This window comes from Streptomyces sp. VNUA24 (assembly GCF_029167005.1).
In the GTDB taxonomy this organism is placed as follows: Bacteria; Actinomycetota; Actinomycetes; order Streptomycetales; family Streptomycetaceae; genus Streptomyces; species Streptomyces scabiei.
The window spans coordinates 7,657,539-7,673,447 of sequence record NZ_CP119143.1 but is presented as its reverse complement, the minus strand read 5'-3'; the positions used below and the strand labels follow the sequence as shown (position 1 = coordinate 7,673,447).

Annotated in this window: 10 protein-coding genes; 5 read left to right on the top strand and 5 right to left on the bottom strand. The window is 74.1% G+C overall.

The window, feature by feature from the left end:
- Nucleotides 1-35 precede the first annotated feature (35 nt).
- The 5 genes from PYR72_RS32895 to PYR72_RS32875 form a co-directional block, all read right to left on the bottom strand.
- Entirely contained in the window at nucleotides 36-1,055 is a 1,020-nt protein-coding gene (locus tag PYR72_RS32895) for a ScbA/BarX family gamma-butyrolactone biosynthesis protein (RefSeq protein ID WP_275458653.1), read from the bottom strand.
- 52 nt (nucleotides 1,056-1,107) lie between these two features.
- Nucleotides 1,108-2,754, bottom strand: coding sequence for an FAD-dependent monooxygenase (locus PYR72_RS32890; protein WP_275458652.1), 1,647 nt, complete (start codon nucleotides 2,752-2,754; stop codon nucleotides 1,108-1,110).
- The gene (locus PYR72_RS32885) at nucleotides 2,751-3,425 is read right to left on the bottom strand and encodes an HAD family phosphatase (protein WP_275458651.1); all 675 of its coding nucleotides are present in this window, start codon (nucleotides 3,423-3,425) and stop codon (nucleotides 2,751-2,753) included. The genes PYR72_RS32890 and PYR72_RS32885 overlap by 4 nt, the downstream gene beginning before the upstream one ends.
- Before the next feature lie 783 nt (nucleotides 3,426-4,208).
- A complete protein-coding gene (locus tag PYR72_RS32880) occupies nucleotides 4,209-6,605 on the bottom strand; it encodes an MMPL family transporter (RefSeq protein ID WP_275458650.1) in 2,397 nt (798 codons plus the stop codon).
- A 104-nt stretch (nucleotides 6,606-6,709) separates the two neighbouring features.
- The gene (locus tag PYR72_RS32875; protein ID WP_275458649.1) at nucleotides 6,710-7,756 is read right to left on the bottom strand and encodes an SMP-30/gluconolactonase/LRE family protein; all 1,047 of its coding nucleotides are present in this window, start codon (nucleotides 7,754-7,756) and stop codon (nucleotides 6,710-6,712) included.
- Between the two features lie 626 nt (nucleotides 7,757-8,382).
- Here PYR72_RS32875 and PYR72_RS32870 point away from each other — a divergent pair.
- The 5 genes from PYR72_RS32870 to PYR72_RS32850 all read left to right on the top strand — a co-directional run bounded on the left by PYR72_RS32870 (nucleotide 8,383) and on the right by PYR72_RS32850 (nucleotide 15,840).
- A complete protein-coding gene (locus PYR72_RS32870; RefSeq protein ID WP_275458648.1) occupies nucleotides 8,383-10,296 on the top strand; it encodes a 2-oxoacid:acceptor oxidoreductase subunit alpha in 1,914 nt (637 codons plus the stop codon).
- Nucleotides 10,286-11,332, top strand: a complete 1,047-nt coding sequence (locus tag PYR72_RS32865) for a 2-oxoacid:ferredoxin oxidoreductase subunit beta (RefSeq protein WP_275458647.1) — start codon at nucleotides 10,286-10,288, stop codon at nucleotides 11,330-11,332. Before PYR72_RS32870 ends, PYR72_RS32865 begins: the two co-directional genes overlap by 11 nt.
- 87 nt (nucleotides 11,333-11,419) lie before the next feature.
- A complete protein-coding gene (gene fdxA / locus PYR72_RS32860; protein ID WP_059083687.1) occupies nucleotides 11,420-11,731 on the top strand; it encodes a ferredoxin in 312 nt (103 codons plus the stop codon).
- A 254-nt stretch (nucleotides 11,732-11,985) separates the two neighbouring features.
- Nucleotides 11,986-13,011, top strand: a complete 1,026-nt coding sequence (locus PYR72_RS32855) for an AfsA-related hotdog domain-containing protein (RefSeq protein ID WP_275458646.1) — start codon at nucleotides 11,986-11,988, stop codon at nucleotides 13,009-13,011.
- Nucleotides 13,012-13,080: 69 nt separating this feature from the next.
- Complete coding sequence (locus tag PYR72_RS32850) at nucleotides 13,081-15,840, top strand: AfsR/SARP family transcriptional regulator (protein ID WP_275458645.1); 2,760 nt, start codon at nucleotides 13,081-13,083, stop codon at nucleotides 15,838-15,840.
- Nucleotides 15,841-15,909: the final 69 nt, after the last annotated feature.

The following is a 15,909-nucleotide window of genomic DNA, read 5'->3' as shown; positions in this document are numbered from 1 at the left end:
TAAAAGATCAGAGAGCGATTCCCTTTAAAGTTCACTTAATTTTGCGCGTATTGCGCGACTTCGAGCCGCATGGCGGTGGTGACCGTGTCGTCCTGTACGGCCTCCACCGCGACCGGGACCGTGAAGGTGCCCAGGGCCTCGTCCGACCGGAAACCGCCGACCGTCGCCCGCAGGCTGGTGATCCGGTCCAGCTCCGCGTAGTCGGTGAAATCGGTCTCGATGGAGGCGAGCGACAGGGTGCACGGGTCCAGGCCGTGCAGCCGCGCCACCGAGGCCACCGCCAACTGCCGCGCCGCCTCCATCTGCAGATGGCCGGGCACATGGTCCAGCGGGTGGTCGAAGACGTGCGGATGGCTGGTGTCCACCACCAACTGGCAGGAAAAACGGCCCGGTTGGCCGTCCGTCACGGGTTCGGTGACGAACACGTTCCGGGCGTCGCGCCGCCCCACGGAGCACGGTTCGGCCGCCGTGAAGCGCGGGAGCAGGAAACCGGGGTGGTCCGGCAGCTGCCGCCGGCTCCGCATGGCCTGGTACGCGGTCTTGGACAGGATCAGCAGCCCGCCCTCCCCGCGCATCGCGGGCCGCCCGTCGACGGCGACGTCCCCGGTGAAGCTGAACCCCTGGATCCGGCCCGCCCTGTTGCGCCGGGTCGACACGCTCACGTCGACCCGCAGATCGGCGGGCCGCCGGCCGATGCGCAGCGGCTCGAACGCGGTGACGCGCAGCCGGAGGTCCCGGAAGATGAACGCCGCGCCCAGGTCCACCCCCATGTGGCGGTGGGCGACCAGGACCCCGGCCTGCCGCACCACTTCCACCAGCAGGGTGAAGTCGTACGCCGGGGAGTGCTCCCCGATCAGATGGCCGCGCGGCAGCTGGGCGGCGACGGCGTACGTGTCCTCACCGGTCTGCGCCGAGTCGGTGACGAAGACCTCGGCTATCGAGGCCCGGTGGACCAGGGTGCGGGGAACGGTCGCGTCGTAGCTCAGTTCCGCCTCGGGCGCCGGTGGGCTCACCGGGGCCGTCTCGGGCGCGAGGGCGGACGTGGAGATGCTCATGGTCGGTCCTTCCAGCAAGGTCTCGGTGTCGCGATGGGTTGGCCCGGCCCGGTCAGGGCAGTTCGGCGGGGACCGGCGCCGTGAGGGCCGGACGGGACGGCAGCCGGGCGATCAGCCCGTCGAGGCCGGCCGGCCCGGAACAGGCCGCGACGACACCGTCCGGCCGTACGTACGCCACCCAGCGGGTGTCGGACCCGCCGAGCGTGCGGTCCTGCTCCCGGGCGACGGCGAACCCCGCGCCGCCCTCGGGGACCGGCCCGTCGGCGGTGTCCCGGGGCTGGATCCACAGCACGTGGACCATGTCGCCCGCGCCTTGGGCCCGTACCGCCCGCGCGGCCCGCGCGGCCGACTCGCCCGCGTCCCCCGCCCCGTAGACCAGGAGCGTGTGCCTCCCGGCCGCCGGGCGGGCGTGCGGCGTCACCGCCGCCGGACCGTGCACCGGGGTCAGCGCCACGTCGGGGACACGCCGTCCGGGCCGCAGCGCCCGCGGCACGCCCGCGGCACCGCCGGACGCGGTCACCGCCGGGCTCCCGGAGTGGTCCAGGTCGAGCTGGGCGAGCAGGGGGATCGCCTTGCGCTCCAGCAGGCCGGTGGCGGACAGCACCCGCATCACCGTGTCCCGCAGCAGCCGGGCCGCCGGACTGCGCAGCAGCCACATCCGGGTCTGCTTCTCCCCGTTGGCGACCGCCCGCACCGAAGCGGGGCGGCGCTCGGCCTCGTAGCTGTCGAGCAGGGCCGGATCGGCGCCGCGCACCACGCTCGCCAGTTTCCAGCCCACGTCGTAGCCGTCCTGGACACCGGTGTTGAGGCCCTGGCCGCCGGCGGTGGTGTGGGCGTGCACCGCGTCGCCCGCCAGCAGCACCGGGCCCTCGCGGAACCTCGGAGCGACCCTGGCGTGCACCCGGAAGCGGCTGGTCCACCAGGTGCCGTGCAGACGCAGTCCGCCCGGCCCCCGCTCGTCGAGGAGCCGCTGCAGCTGCTCCTCGGTGGGCGGTTCGGTCCGCTCGTCCGGCTCCGTGTCGAAGAAGACCCGGTGGCCCTCGGGCTGGGGGACGATCACCAGCACCCCGTCGGGCGTGATGTGGTGCTGGACCTCGGCCTCGGCGGACGCGCCCTCCAGCCGGCCGTCCCCGATCAGGAACGTACGGTCGAAGGTGTGCCCCTCGAAGGGGATGCCGACGCTGTCGCGCACCAGGCTGCGGGCGCCGTCGGCGGCGACGAGCCAGGGCACCGTCACCGGCTCCTCGCCCCCGGCCGCGCTCAGCGTGACCGTCACCGACTCCCCGGCGCCACCCCGGTTCACGGTCACCTCCGTGACCTCGGTCTCCCACTCGACCGTGCCGCCCAGCTCCGTCAGCCGCTCCAGCAGCGCCCGTTCGGTGACCGGCTGCGGCACACAGAGGGGACCGGGGAACGCGGTGCCCGTCAGCCGGCCGAACCGGGCGCCGGCGATGCGCCGGCCGTTCGACCAGTACGACGCCCCGGCCAGCGGCAGGGCGGTCCCCGTGAGCTTCTCGGCGACCCCCAGACGCTCCAGGCATTCGAGCGCGCCGCTCCACAGCACCAGGCCCTTGGGGGCGATGCCGGGACCGGGACGGCGGTCGACGACCCGGCAGGGCACCCCGAGGTCCCACAGCGCGCAGGCGGCGCTGAGTCCGGTGGGGCCGGCGCCGACGACCAGCACCTCCGCGGCCGTCACCGGGCACCTCCCGCGACGCCGGCGACCACGGCCACCGGGCGGTGCAGCAGGCCCGAGATCTCCCGTACGGCGCTGTCGGTGTCGGCGAACAGCACCGTCCGCATGCCGAGTCCGGCCGCGGCCCGGCAGTTCTCGTCGGTGTCGTCGACGAACAGGCAGCGGCCCGCCGGGGTGCCGAGCCGGTCGAGCAGGATCCGGTAGATCGCCGCATCCGGCTTGCGTACGCCCTCGCGGTGCGAGTCCACCACCACGTCGAAGAGTTCGTCGACGGGCACCTGGGCGCGCCACAGCGGTTCCCACTCGCGGACGTTGTTGGTGAGCAGGGCGAGCCGGTAGCCGTCGCGGCGCAGGGCGCGCAGGAAGGCCAGGAACGGCTCGTTGGGGCGCCGGCCCCGGAACCACAGCTCACCGAAGCCGCGTCCGTCCGTCAGGATCCGGCCCGCCCCCTCGGGCAGGTGCGCGAGGATCCGGTCCACCATCTGCCGCTCGGTGATCGCGCCGGTCTCCAGGGCCGCCATCGGGGTCTCGCCGTGGAGTTCGGTCGCCGCCAGGAACGCCTGGGCGAGGTCGGCCGGCTCGATGCCGGCCAGCTCGGCGAAGGCCGCGAAGGTCTCCACGAGCGGGTTGGTCAGCACTCCTCCGTAGTCGACGACGATCGTATCGACGGCCATGGCGTTCCCCTCGCCCGCCGCGACGCGGCGTACGGACCGCGCCTGTGGCCCGGTCGGTTGTGTGGATGTCATCGGACTGGTCCCCCTTGCTCTGGTCGATCTGTGGGCTCTGGTGGATCTGTGGGCTCTGGTGATCCGGCTGTTCGATCCGGTGGGTCCGGTCGCTGCGGTTGCTCCGGTGGACCTCGTAGGTCTCGTGGGTCTCGTGGGTCTCGTGGGTCTCGTGGGCCCGGATGCGGGCGGCGGTGGCCGGTGTGGGTGATCCGGACGGGCCTGGCGGGGCCGGCCCGTCGTCGGGGGCGTTCCGGTCCTCCGGACGGCCGCGGCGACGGCCGGCCGGCCGTCCGCGGACGGCCGGGGCCGGCGGACCGGAACCGGACCACCCGAACGACCGGACACCGGAACCGGATGACCGGGACGACCGGGACGGACGGCCCGGACACCCGGACCGAGCGACCCGACCCACAGGGCCGAACCGCCGGGCAGGACGACCCGGAACCACCGGATCCGGGCGACCGGGACGACCGGGACGACCGGGCAAACAGACCCGAACGATCCGAACGCCCCGAACGCCCCGGCAGCCGGCCCGGACGACCCGGACGACCGGGCCACCGGATTTCGGCGGTCGGGCGGTCTGGTGGCCGGGCAGGTGCCCGAGGCCGCCGCGGCGTCCGCCCGACGCGTTGCCCGGACGCTAACGGCGGTCGCTTGTGCCCGGGCAAAGAGGTGCGGGAGGACCTGTGGAGGTCCTCCCGCACCCTGGTTTCGCTGATCCGGCGTCCGTCAGCCGGACGGCTTTCCGGCCGCCGCGCCGACCGTGCCGGCCCGTTCCTTCTCCTTCGGCGCCGAAGGCGGCGCCGACGCCGACGCGTCCCGATCGGCCGAACCGTCCTGACCGTCCGGTGCCGATGCCGCCACCGCTGCCGGGGCGGTGGGTGCCGGGCCGCCCTCACTGATGCCGAACCGCGCGTGCAGGCGGCGCAGCGGGCCGGGCGCCCACCAGGTCGCCCGGCCGGTGAGCGACAGGACGGCGGGGACGAGGAGCGTACGGATCACCATGGCGTCCATCAGGATCGCCAGGGCGACCCCCAGACCGAGCATCTTCGTGTTGGTGATCCGGGACGTGCCGATGGCCACCATGACCACCGACAGGACCAGCGCGGCGGCGGTGATGACGCCGCCGGTGGAGCGGATCCCCTCGATCACCGCGGCCCGGTGGTCGTGCGTGCGCTCGTGCTCCTCCTTGATACGGGAGAGCAGGAAGACCCCGTAGTCCATGGAGAGACCGAACGCGAGGCAGAACATCAGCACCGGCAGGGCCGTCTCGATGCTCCCGGTCGGGGTGAAGCCGAGCAGCCCGGACAGGTGCCCGTCCTGGAAGACCCACACGACGGCACCCAGCATCGCGGTGAGGCTGAGCGCGTTCAGCAGCACGGCCTGGAGCGGTACGAGCACACTGCCGGTGAGCAGGAACACCAGGACCAGCGTGGCGAGCACGATGATGCCGACCGCCCACGGCAGCCCGCGTCCGATGGCCGCCTGACTGTCGATCAGGGCTGCGGTGGTCCCGGAGGCGGAGGCGGGGAAGTCGGTGTCCACCGCCCTGACGTCCCGCACCAGGTCCTTGCCCTCGTCGGAGACGGCCTCCACGCCGGGCACCACGGTGAGGTACGCGATCTCGCCGGAGGTCCGGCCCGGCTGGGCCGGCCCGGTGGCCCGGCCGTCGGTGTAGGTGCCCGTCGGCGCGTCCACCCGCAGGACCCCGTCGATCCGGGACAGCCGCTCGGCGTACGCGCCCAGTCCGGCGGCGGGCGCCTGCCGGGTGACGACCTCGACCGCCCCGGTGGGGCTGCCCTGGAAACGGTCCCTGATGTGCTCCTGCACCACGCGGGAGTCGGCGGACGAGGGCAGCTGCCGGTAGTCGGCGGTGCCGAAGTCGACGTTCAGGAAGGGCGCGCCGAGGAGCAGCAGCACGGCCAGGGTGCCGGTGGCCACCAGGGGCGCGCGCCGCATCACGCCCCGCGCGAGCCGGGCCCAGCCGGCTCCGGCCGCCGGGGGCGGCGCGCCCGCGCGGGAGCGGCGCCGGACCAGTTTGCGGACGTCCAGGGAGTCGATCCGCCGGCCCAGGACGGCGAGCAGGGCCGGCAGCACCACGAGGGCCGCGACGGCGGCGAGGACCACCACGCTGATCCCGGCGTAGGCGAGGGAGCGCAGGAAGTACAGCGGGAACACCAGCATCGCGGCGAGCGAGACGGCGACCGTCGCGGCGGAGAACAGCACGGTCCGTCCGGCGGTGTTGAGGGTGACGGCGAGCGCGCCGGAGGTGTCCCGGCCGGCGGCGAGTTCCTCGCGGTAGCGGCGCACGATCAGCAGCGCGTAGTCGATGGCGAGGCCCAGGCCGAGGGCGGTGGTGAGGTTGGTGGCGAAGACGGAGACGTCGGTGAAGGAGGTGAGGACGCGCAGCACCGCGTTGGTGCCGAGGATCGCGATCACCCCGATGCCGATCGGGAGCAGCGCGGCGACCGCGCTGCCGAACACGACCATGAGGATGAGGAGCGTGATCGGCAGGGCGATGACCTCGGCGCGCACGAGGTCCTCACGGATGAAGGTCTGCTGCTCGTTCTGGACGGCGACGCTGCCGCCGATCCGGACGGTGAGATCGCCCCGCCGTCCGTCGAAGTGCCCGACGATCCGGTTCTCCAGGGTGCGGTCGGCCTCCAGGTCGTCCCCGGTGAGCCGGGCCACCACGAGGGCTTCCCTGCCGTCCTTCGAGCGCAGCGCGCCGGAGCCGGTGTCCCAGTAGGAGGTGACGCCGGTGACGCCCGGCTCGTCGGCGAGCCGGGCCGCCAGTTCCCGGCCCTGACGCGCCACGTCGGCGTCGTCGACCCCGGTGCCGGCCCGGGCCAGCAGGACGAGGTTGGGGCGGGCGCCGGGGAACTCCCGTTCCAGGACGCCCGCCGCGTAGGAGGACTCGGAGGAGGGGTCGACGACGCCTCCGCTGCCGCCGCTGCGCAGCCGGTCGGCCACACCGCTGCCGAGGACGACGGCCCCGGCCAGCAGGATGACGGTGAGCACGAGCAGCAGCCGGGCCCGGCTGCCGGTCAGCCGGGCGAGAGCGGTGAACGCGCCGGGGGGCGGGGCGGTCTCGGGGGGCGGATTGTCTTGGGGCACTGCGGTCATGGGGGCTCCCGGGACGTCGGGGTGAGTGGGGTGGTGCCGGGTCGGCTACGGCGCGCTGGGCGTCGTACGCGGCCCCGGACGCCCGGGGACGCCGACCGGTGCCGTCAGCGGCGGCGCAGCTGGAACGTGCCGGGCGTGGTCGAGGGGACGCCGGTGAGGATCTCCCGGAGTCCGCCGCTGACCACGTAGTCCCCGTACGGGGTCACGGCGACCGTGGTGGGGTCCTCGTGCGGCCAGGTCCGGCGCTGGACGGTGCGGGCGGTGCGCCAGCCGTCGGTGGACCGCAGCACCAGGACCTCGTCCGGGCTCTGGCGTCCGCCGGACAGCGACAGGTCGTTGGAGACGGCGACCAGCGTGCCGTCGGGGCGCAGCGCGATGCCGTCGAGGGAGGCGGGCGCCCCCTCCAGGCGGACCTCGCTGACCTTCGGGCGCGCCGAGCAGGGGCGGTCGATGCGGAAGAGGCGGCCGCCCTCGTACTTGCCCATGAGCAGGAAGCCGGCGGGGTGCTGGACGATGCCGTTCGGGCCGGTGTCGGCGGTGGCGAAGCGGTCGTCGCGCAGGACGTTCAGGACCTTGCCGTCGCGGCTCACGGTGGTGACCGTGTCGATCCCGGTGTCGGTGACGTGGATGGTGCCGTTCCGGTCGACGGTGAGGTCGTTGGCGCGCGGCAGGGCCTGTCCGTCGGAGACGTCGACCAGGTGCCGCACGGCTCCGGTGGCGAGGTCGAAGACACCGACGCCGGACACCGGGGGCAGGGAGGGGTCGATGATGCCCATCATCCGGAAGAAGTAGTCGGTGTAGGCGGCCAGGACCCGGCGGCGGGGGGCGTCCACGGTGACGCCGAGGACCGACACCTGGGCGAACGGGGCCACCAGCGGGGTCACGGAGCCGTCGGCCCGGACCACCGAGATCGTGCCCTGCGCGCTGGACCCGACGAGGAACGCCTTCCTCGTCGGGTCCCAGGCGACACCCTCGGGGTACAGGCCCGGGGCGGTGACGCTGAGCGTGCGCGGCAGCGGGCAGCGGGCGGACTGTGCGAACGCCGGCAGCGGAGTGGCGGCGAGCGCCCCGCCCAGGCCGGCGGCGGTGGCGACTCTCAGCAGGGTTCGGCGGGAGGCCGAGGCTGACGCGTCCAAGGTGTGCTCCTTCATGCGGTGGTTCGTACGGCGGTTCGTACGACGCTTCGTACGGTGGCGAGGAGGGAAGGCCGGGCGGGCCGGTACGCGGCGGTGGTCGGTGACGACGGGCGGGGCCGTGCGGGGCACCGCCGGTGAAGGGAACGCCGAGTCCGGCTGTCCACCGGCCGGGAGAAGCGTCGCGAGCCGCTCTGGAGAACCGCTGAACCACCGCTGAACCGGCGGCGGGCGGGCGACGGCGCCGGGGCCTGTCGTGTGGTTCATGCCGACTTCGGGCCACGGCGTCCGACGACCGCCGGTGAGCGGCGCTCGGTGCGTGCGGCTGCAGGGCGGAGGAAGGCGACGAAGGCGTAGACGCGGAGCGTCGGCACCCGACGACAACGCCGCTGGGTTCCCCCGACGCCCTTGAGGCAGTGGGGGAAGGCGTGCCGGGCCCCGCGGCCCGGGCGTGATCCACACGTCAGGCCCAAGGCGCGAGCGTGTGCGGGGCGCTTTGGCCCGGCGCAAGGCGGCCTGCCTAGCGTCCCGGTCAGGCAGGCCCTGCCGGCTCGTTGCCGCCCACCGGGACGACGGGGACGCGACGGCGGGGCCGGGCCCACGCAACGGCGCCGGACAGCGGAAAGCCAGAGGAGACGAGACGCGTGACGGTAGACACCGTGGACATCGAAGAGGCCGTGCCGACGCCGGCCGGGATCCGCACCAAGGACGTGCGCCGCCTGGACAGGGTGGTCATCCGGTTCGCCGGGGATTCCGGTGACGGGATGCAGCTCACGGGTGACCGTTTCACCTCCGAGACGGCGTCGTTCGGGAACGATCTCTCCACCCTGCCGAACTTCCCCGCCGAGATCCGCGCCCCCGCCGGCACCCTGCCCGGCGTCTCCAGCTTCCAGCTGCACTTCGCCGACCACGACATCCTGACCCCCGGCGACGCCCCCGACGTGCTCGTCGCGATGAACCCCGCCGCGCTGAAGGCCAACATCGCCGACATGGCCCGCGGCACGGAGATCATCGTCAACACCGACGAGTTCACCAAGCGCGCCCTGCAGAAGGTCGGGTACACCACCAGCCCCCTGGACGACGGCTCACTGGACGCCCACCGCGTCCACCCCGTCCCCCTGACCACCCTGACCGTCGAGGCGCTCAAGACCTTCGACCTCAGCCGCAAGGAGGCCGAGCGCAGCAAGAACATGTTCGCGCTCGGTCTGCTCTCCTGGATGTACCACCGGCCGACCGAGGGCACCGAGAAGTTCCTGGCCGCCAAGTTCGCCAAGAAGCCCGAGATCGCGGCGGCCAACCTCGCCGCCTTCCGCGCCGGCTGGAACTTCGGCGAGACCACCGAGGACTTCGCCGTCTCCTACGAGGTCGCCCCCGCCACCAGCGCCTTCCCTCCCGGCCTCTACCGGAACATCAGCGGCAACCTCGCCCTGTCCTACGGCCTGGTCGCCGCCTCCCACCGGGCCGAGCTGCCCCTCTATCTCGGCTCGTACCCCATCACCCCGGCCTCCGACATCCTCCACGAGCTGTCGCGGCACAAGAACTTCGGCGTCCGCACCTTCCAGGCCGAGGACGAGATCGCCGCCATCGGCGCCGCGCTCGGGGCGGCCTTCGGCGGCTCCCTCGCCGTCACCACCACCTCCGGTCCGGGCGTGGCACTGAAGTCGGAGACCATCGGCCTGGCCGTCTCCCTCGAACTGCCCCTGCTCGTCGTCGCCATCCAGCGCGGTGGCCCCTCCACCGGCCTGCCCACCAAGACCGAGCAGGCCGACCTCCTCCAGGCCATGTACGGCCGCAACGGGGAGGCACCGGTGCCGGTGGTGGCGGCCCGCACCCCCGCCGACTGCTTCGACGCCGCCATCGAGGCCGCCCGGATCGCGGTCACCTACCGCACCCCTGTCTTCCTGCTGAGCGACGGCTACCTCGCGAACGGCTCCGAGCCGTGGCGCATCCCCGGTGCCGACGAACTCCCCGATCTGCGGGTGCGGTTCGCCCAGGGGCCCAACCACACCCTCGACGACGGCACCGAGGTGTTCTGGCCCTACAAGCGCGACCCGGAGACCCTCGCCCGCCCCTGGGCCGTCCCGGGCACCCCCGGCCTCGAACACCGCATCGGCGGCATCGAGAAGCAGGACGGCACCGGCAACATCTCCTACGACCCCGCCAACCACGACCTCATGGTCCGCACCCGGCAGGCCAAGATCGACGGCATCGACGTCCCCGACATCGAGGTCGACGACCCGCACGGGGCCGACACCCTCGTCCTGGGCTGGGGGTCGACCTACGGCCCCGTCTCGGCGGCGGTACGGCAGCTGCGGACCGCCGGGGAGCCGATCGCCCAGGCCCACCTGCGCCACCTCAACCCCTTCCCCGGGAACCTGGGCGAGGTGCTCTCCCGGTACCGGCAGGTCGTCGTACCCGAGATGAACCTCGGCCAGCTCACCACGCTGATCCGGGCGAAGTACCTGGTCGACGTCCAGGCGTGCACCCAGGTCACCGGCACACCGTTCAAGGCGGGCCAGCTCGCCCACACACTGCGGGAGACGATCCGTGGGAACTGAACTCCGGCTCCAGCCGAAGGACTTCAAGTCCGACCAGGAGGTGCGCTGGTGCCCCGGCTGCGGTGACTACGCCATCCTCGCCGCCGTCCAGGGCTTCATGCCCGAACTCGGTCTGGCCAGGGAGAACATCACCTTCGTCTCCGGCATCGGCTGCTCCTCCCGCTTCCCCTACTACATGAACACCTACGGGATGCACTCCATCCACGGACGCGCCCCCGCCATCGCCACCGGACTCGCCACCTCCCGGCGCGACCTGTCCGTCTGGGTCGTCACCGGCGACGGCGACGCCCTCTCCATCGGCGGCAACCACCTCATCCACGCCCTCCGCCGCAACGTGAACCTGAAGATCCTCCTCTTCAACAACCGCATCTACGGCCTCACGAAGGGGCAGTACTCCCCCACCTCCGAGGTCGGGAAGATCACCAAGTCGACGCCGATGGGCTCCCTCGACGCCCCCTTCAACCCGGTCTCCCTCGCGCTCGGCGCCGAAGCCACCTTCGTCGCCCGGACCATCGACTCCGACCGCGCCCACCTCACCGGCGTCCTGCGGCAGGCCGCCGCCCACCCCGGCACCGCGCTGGTGGAGATCTACCAGAACTGCAACATCTTCAACGACGGCGCCTTCGACGCGCTCAAGGACCGTCAACGGGCCCAGGAGGCCGTCGTCCGCCTCGAACACGGCCGCCCCATACGCTTCGGCGCCGACGACAGCCGAGGCGTCGTACGCAACGAGACCACCGGCGACCTCGACATCGTCACCGTCACCCCCGACAACGCCTCCCGCGTCCTGGTCCACGACGCCCACGCCGCGTCCCCCACCACCGCGTTCGCCCTGTCCCGGCTCGCCGACCCCGACACCCTGCACCACACCCCGATCGGGGTCTTCCGCAGCGTCGAACGCCCCGTCTACGACACCCAGATGGCCGGCCAGCTCGACACCGCCGTCGAGCGGTTCGGCAAGGGCGACCTGTCCGCCCTGCTCGCCGGCAAGGACACCTGGAGGGTCGGCCGGGCCGCCGCGGCCGGCCGGCCGTAGGGCGCGACCCCGGTTCCACGGCCGCCCGCACGTGTCCGCACCCGTCCGACCGCAACCGTTTCACCGCTCATCCCGGGGAGGGACAGCATGACCTACGTGATCGCTCAGCCCTGTGTCGACGTCAAGGACCGGGCGTGCATCGACGAATGCCCCGTCGACTGCATCTACGAGGGCCCGCGCAAGCTCTACATCCAGCCCGACGAATGCGTCGACTGCGGCGCCTGTGAACCCGTCTGCCCGGTGGAGGCGATCTTCTTCGAGGACGACGTCCCGGCCGAATGGAGCGGTTACCGCTCGGCGGACGCGGAGGTCTTCGCCGACCTCGGATCACCCGGCGGCGCGAGCGCGGCGGGACCGCTCGCCGAGGACCATCCGCTGGTCGCCGCACGGGCCGCGTAGGCCCGGCAGAACTCGCGCAGACCTCGCGCGGACCTCGCGCAGACCCGTGCGCGGACCTCGCGATGCCCGGTGTCCGGCCCCCGGATGGCCCGATTCCGCCGTGATACAGCCCGGTTCCAGGCCAGGTACAGGCCGATACCAGTGATCCGGGACACCGTGGAGGCGGTGGCGGAATTCTTTCGCCACCGCCCTGTGGCGTTGTGCGCGCCGCCCGCACCCCGCGCGCACCCCGGGCCATCCCAGAAGGAGCTGCAATGGACATCACCTTCACCTCCCAGCCCGCCGCGTCCGCCCCGGACTCCAGAGGTCGCACCGCACCGCTGCACCTGCTGCACAGACCCGTCACACCGGAGGGGTTCCTGCTGGACGCCACCGCCGCGGTGGAACAGCACTTCGCGCTCTCCGCCGAACTGCCCGGCGACCATGGGACGTTCAACGACGGACCGGGCACCTTCCACGATCTGCTCTTCGTCGCCGAGACCCTGCGTCAGGCGACGCATTTCGTGGCCCACCAGTACTTCCGGGTGCCCGCCGAGCGCCCCGCGGTGTTCGTCTCCAGCGGCCTCGACGTCCTCGACCTCGCCCCGTGGCGTCCCACGGGGCGCCCGGCCCATCTGACCCTGGACATCACCCTGGTCCCGGTGGACGTGGTGGGCGGCGTGCCGCGCGGCCTCGACTGCCGCGGTGACGTGGCGATCGACGGCGTCGGGTGTGGGAGCGCTTCCGCGCGGATCCAGTTCCTGATGCCCGGGGTGTACCGCTCGCACCGCGAGGTGGGGCGTCAGGAGAGTCTGCGCAGCACGGCGCCGGTGGTGCGCCCGCTGGCCTCCATGACCGCGGCCTCCCAGGAGGAACCGCCCGCCGTGACGCCCGAGTCGGTCGGGCGCCGGGACCCGCGCAACGTCATCGTGGGAACGCCGCTGCGGGCGCCCTACGGGGAGTTCGTGCTGCCGGTGGCCGGCGATCCCGGCCACGAGGTCTTCTCGGCGGTGCCCGGCGACCACGTCCCCGGTCCGGTGTTCCTGGAGGCGTCCCGTCAGGCGTCGCTGCTCGCCGCCGCGGAACTGCACGGGCTGCGGCCCGCCCACGCCATGCTGACCCGGTGGCGGGCGTCGTTCCGCGGCTTCGGGGATGCCGACCTGCCGCTGACCTGCACGGTCGTCGCGGACGAGCCGGTCCGCGACGAGGCGGACCGGCCCACCGTACGGACCCGGCTCGCCTTCAGCCAGGGCAGCCGTGTGCTGTGCACCGCCTCGGCGGTCCTGCTCCAGGACTGCTGACGCACGCCGCCGCCGGAACCGGCCGACGCCCTCCCCTCCCACTCGTCTTCCTGATCAAGGAGCTCTCCGATGCGTTTCCGGGTTCTGGGGCCGGTGAGTCTGTCGCCCCGCACTCCCTCCGCGGCGAAACCGCGCGCCCTGCTGGCCACCCTGCTCGTGCAGGCCGGTGAAGTCGTCCCGGTGCACAGCCTGATCGACGAACTGTGGGGGACGGAGCCACCGCGCACCGCGACCACGACCCTCCAGGTGTACGTCTCCCAGTTGCGCAAGGTGCTCGCGGACAGCGGGGGTCCGGCACCGGCCGGGGACCTGCTGACCCGGGCCCCGGGGTACCTCCTGGAGGTTCCCGAGGGGGAGTTCGACCTGCCCTGCTTCGAGCGGCTGCGGGCCGAGGGCCGCGCGGCGTACCAGGAAGGGGACTTCGCCGGCGCCTCCCGGCTGCTGCACGAGGCGCTCGCGCTGTGGACGGGCCCGGCCCTGTCGGGGATCCCGCACGGGGTGCGGCTGGAGTCCGCCGCCATCCGGCTGGACGAGCTGCGGATGGAGGTCCTGGAGCAGCGGATCGTCGCCGACCTGCGGCTGGGCCGCCACCAGGAACTCGCGGGGGAGCTGCTGGCCCTGGCCAACGAGTACCCCTTGCGGGAGAGCCTGCACGGGCACCTCATGGTGGCGCTGTACCGCACGGGCCGCGGATCCGACGCGCTGCGCGTGTACGGGCGGTTGCGCCACTCCCTCGTGGAGGAGCTGGGGGTCGAACCGGGCCCGGGCCTGTCCCGGCTGCACGAGCGCGTCCTGCGCCGGGACCCCTCGCTGGACTGGCAGCCGCCCCGCCCCGCGCGCGGCGACGGCCGCGACGACGCGGGGCGTGCGGCGCCCGGCCGCGAGACCGGCGCGCCGGCGCACCCGGGGGGTCCCCGGCGGGCGGCGGGGCCGGCCGGAGGACCGCGTCCCCTTCCCGGCCCGCCTCCGGCGCTGCCCTCCGCGCCGCCCGGCTTCGTCGGCCGCCACGAGGAACTGGCTTACGGGGAAAGGGCGTTGCGCGGGAGTGCCGGCGGGGACCCGGTGCGGGTCCTGGCCCTGTCCGGGCCGGCCGGCGTGGGCAAGACCGCGCTGGCGCTGCGGCTCGCCCACCGGACGGCCGACCTGTTCCCGGACGGCGGGCTGCTGATCGGCCTGCGCGGACCGCAAGGGCGCCCGCTCGGCTCCGCGCAGGCGGGAGCGGCCCTGCTGCGCCGTCTCACCGACGACGTCTCCGGCGCCCCGCCCACCGACCCCGAGGAGCTGACGGACCGGCTCCGGCGGGCGCTGCGGGGACGCCGGATGCTGCTGATCCTGGACGACGCCGCGTCGGAGCAGCAGATACGGCCGCTGCTGCGGGCCTTCGCGGAGGGCACGGTGATCGTCACCGGTCGCCGCCGGGCCGCCGCCCTCGACGGCGCGGAGCACCTGGGGCTGGACGCGGTACGGCCGCAGGAGGCGGTGGAACTGCTGCTGGCCGCCGGCGGCGAGCGGATGGCGCAGGACCCGGCGGCGGCCGCCGAGATCGCCCGGCTGTGCGAGTACTTCCCGCTGGCGCTGCGCGTGGCCGCGGCGGCCCTGACGGCCCGGCCGCACACCACCCCCGCCGCGCTGGCGGGCCGGCTGCGCGACGAACGGACCCGGCTCGGCGTGCTGCGCGAGGGCGATCTCGACCTGCGCTCCAGCCTGCTGACGGGGTACCAGGAGGCCGGGCCGGCCCTGCGGCGCGCCTTCCGGCTGCTGTCGCTGGCCCCGGCCGCCGACTTCACGGGGTGGACCGTCGCGGCCCTGCTCGGCACCGGGCGGGCGGAGGCGGAGGAGACGGCCGAGGAACTCGTACGGGCCCAGTTGCTGGAGGCCCGCGGCGACGGGCAGTCGGTCCGCTACGGCTTCCACTCGCTGCTGCGGGTGCTGGCCACCGAACTGCGGGAGGCGGAGCCGGACGCCGCCCGGACCCGGCGGGACGCCGTCGAGCGGCTGGGCCGGGCCTACGTCGCCCTGGCCCGGCACGCCGACGCCCGGCTCACCCCGGGACGCGACTGGCGGGCCCGCCCCGCCGTCACGGCCGGTGAGAACGACGCCGCGGCGGTCGTCGGCGCGAGTCCCCTGGGATGGTTCCGCGAGGAGGCCACGGGCCTGGTGGAGACCGTACGGCAGACGCACGCGGCGGGGCTGTGGCCCCTGGTGTGGCGGCTCGCGTGGAGCGCGGCCGGTTACTTCCACGCCCGGGCCGCGTGGGAGGAGTGGGAGGAGACCCACCGGCTCGCGCTGGACGCCGCGCGGCGGTCCGGGAACACCGAGGCGGAGGCGGTGATCCAGTACTCGCTGGGCGACCTCGCCTGGCAGCGCCGCCAGGCCGACCGGGCGCTGCGCCACCACACCGCCGCCCAGCACGCGTTCGAACTGGTCCGCGACCGGACCGGAGTCGCGCGCTGCCGGATCGGCGCGGCCGACGTCCTGCTCGGACAGGGTCTGGCGGAGCCCGCCGGGCGGCGTTACGGGCGGGCCCTGGCGGTGTGCTCGGCGGCGGGCGACGCGCGGGGCGAGGTGGCCGCGCTGAACGGACTGGCCCTGGTGAACCTGCGGCGGGGCCGCCCGGAGGTGGCCGGCCGGCATCTGGAGCAGTGCCGGCGGACCGCGGAACGCCTCGGTGACCGCCGCTGGACGGAGTACGTCCGCCGTACCGCGGCCCGCCTGGCGCCGGACCCCGCGCGGCGCCTGTCCCCGGTCGCGCACGCGGTCGAGGTCCGCCCGGGGATGTGGCTCATCGGAACGACCGTCCCGGCCCTCACCCCGGCGGGGGCCGCCTGACGTCCCGGCCGCCGGCCCCCGGGCTCCCCGGGCGGTCGGCGGCCCGTGCGGGTGCGGGCCGCGCGGTGA

Excerpts from the sequence above, each read along its gene's own strand:
- PYR72_RS32895 (WP_275458653.1), bottom strand. The coding sequence starts at position 1,055 with ATGAGCATCTCCACGTCCGCCCTCGCGCCCGAGACGGCCCCGGTGAGC.
- PYR72_RS32885 (WP_275458651.1), bottom strand. The coding sequence starts at position 3,425 with ATGGCCGTCGATACGATCGTCGTCGACTACGGAGGAGTGCTGACCAAC.
- PYR72_RS32880 (WP_275458650.1), bottom strand. The coding sequence starts at position 6,605 with ATGACCGCAGTGCCCCAAGACAATCCGCCCCCCGAGACCGCCCCGCCC.
- PYR72_RS32875 (WP_275458649.1), bottom strand. The coding sequence starts at position 7,756 with ATGAAGGAGCACACCTTGGACGCGTCAGCCTCGGCCTCCCGCCGAACC.
- fdxA (WP_059083687.1), top strand. The coding sequence starts at position 11,420 with ATGACCTACGTGATCGCTCAGCCCTGTGTCGACGTCAAGGACCGGGCG.
- PYR72_RS32855 (WP_275458646.1), top strand. The coding sequence starts at position 11,986 with ATGGACATCACCTTCACCTCCCAGCCCGCCGCGTCCGCCCCGGACTCC.
- PYR72_RS32850 (WP_275458645.1), top strand. The coding sequence starts at position 13,081 with ATGCGTTTCCGGGTTCTGGGGCCGGTGAGTCTGTCGCCCCGCACTCCC.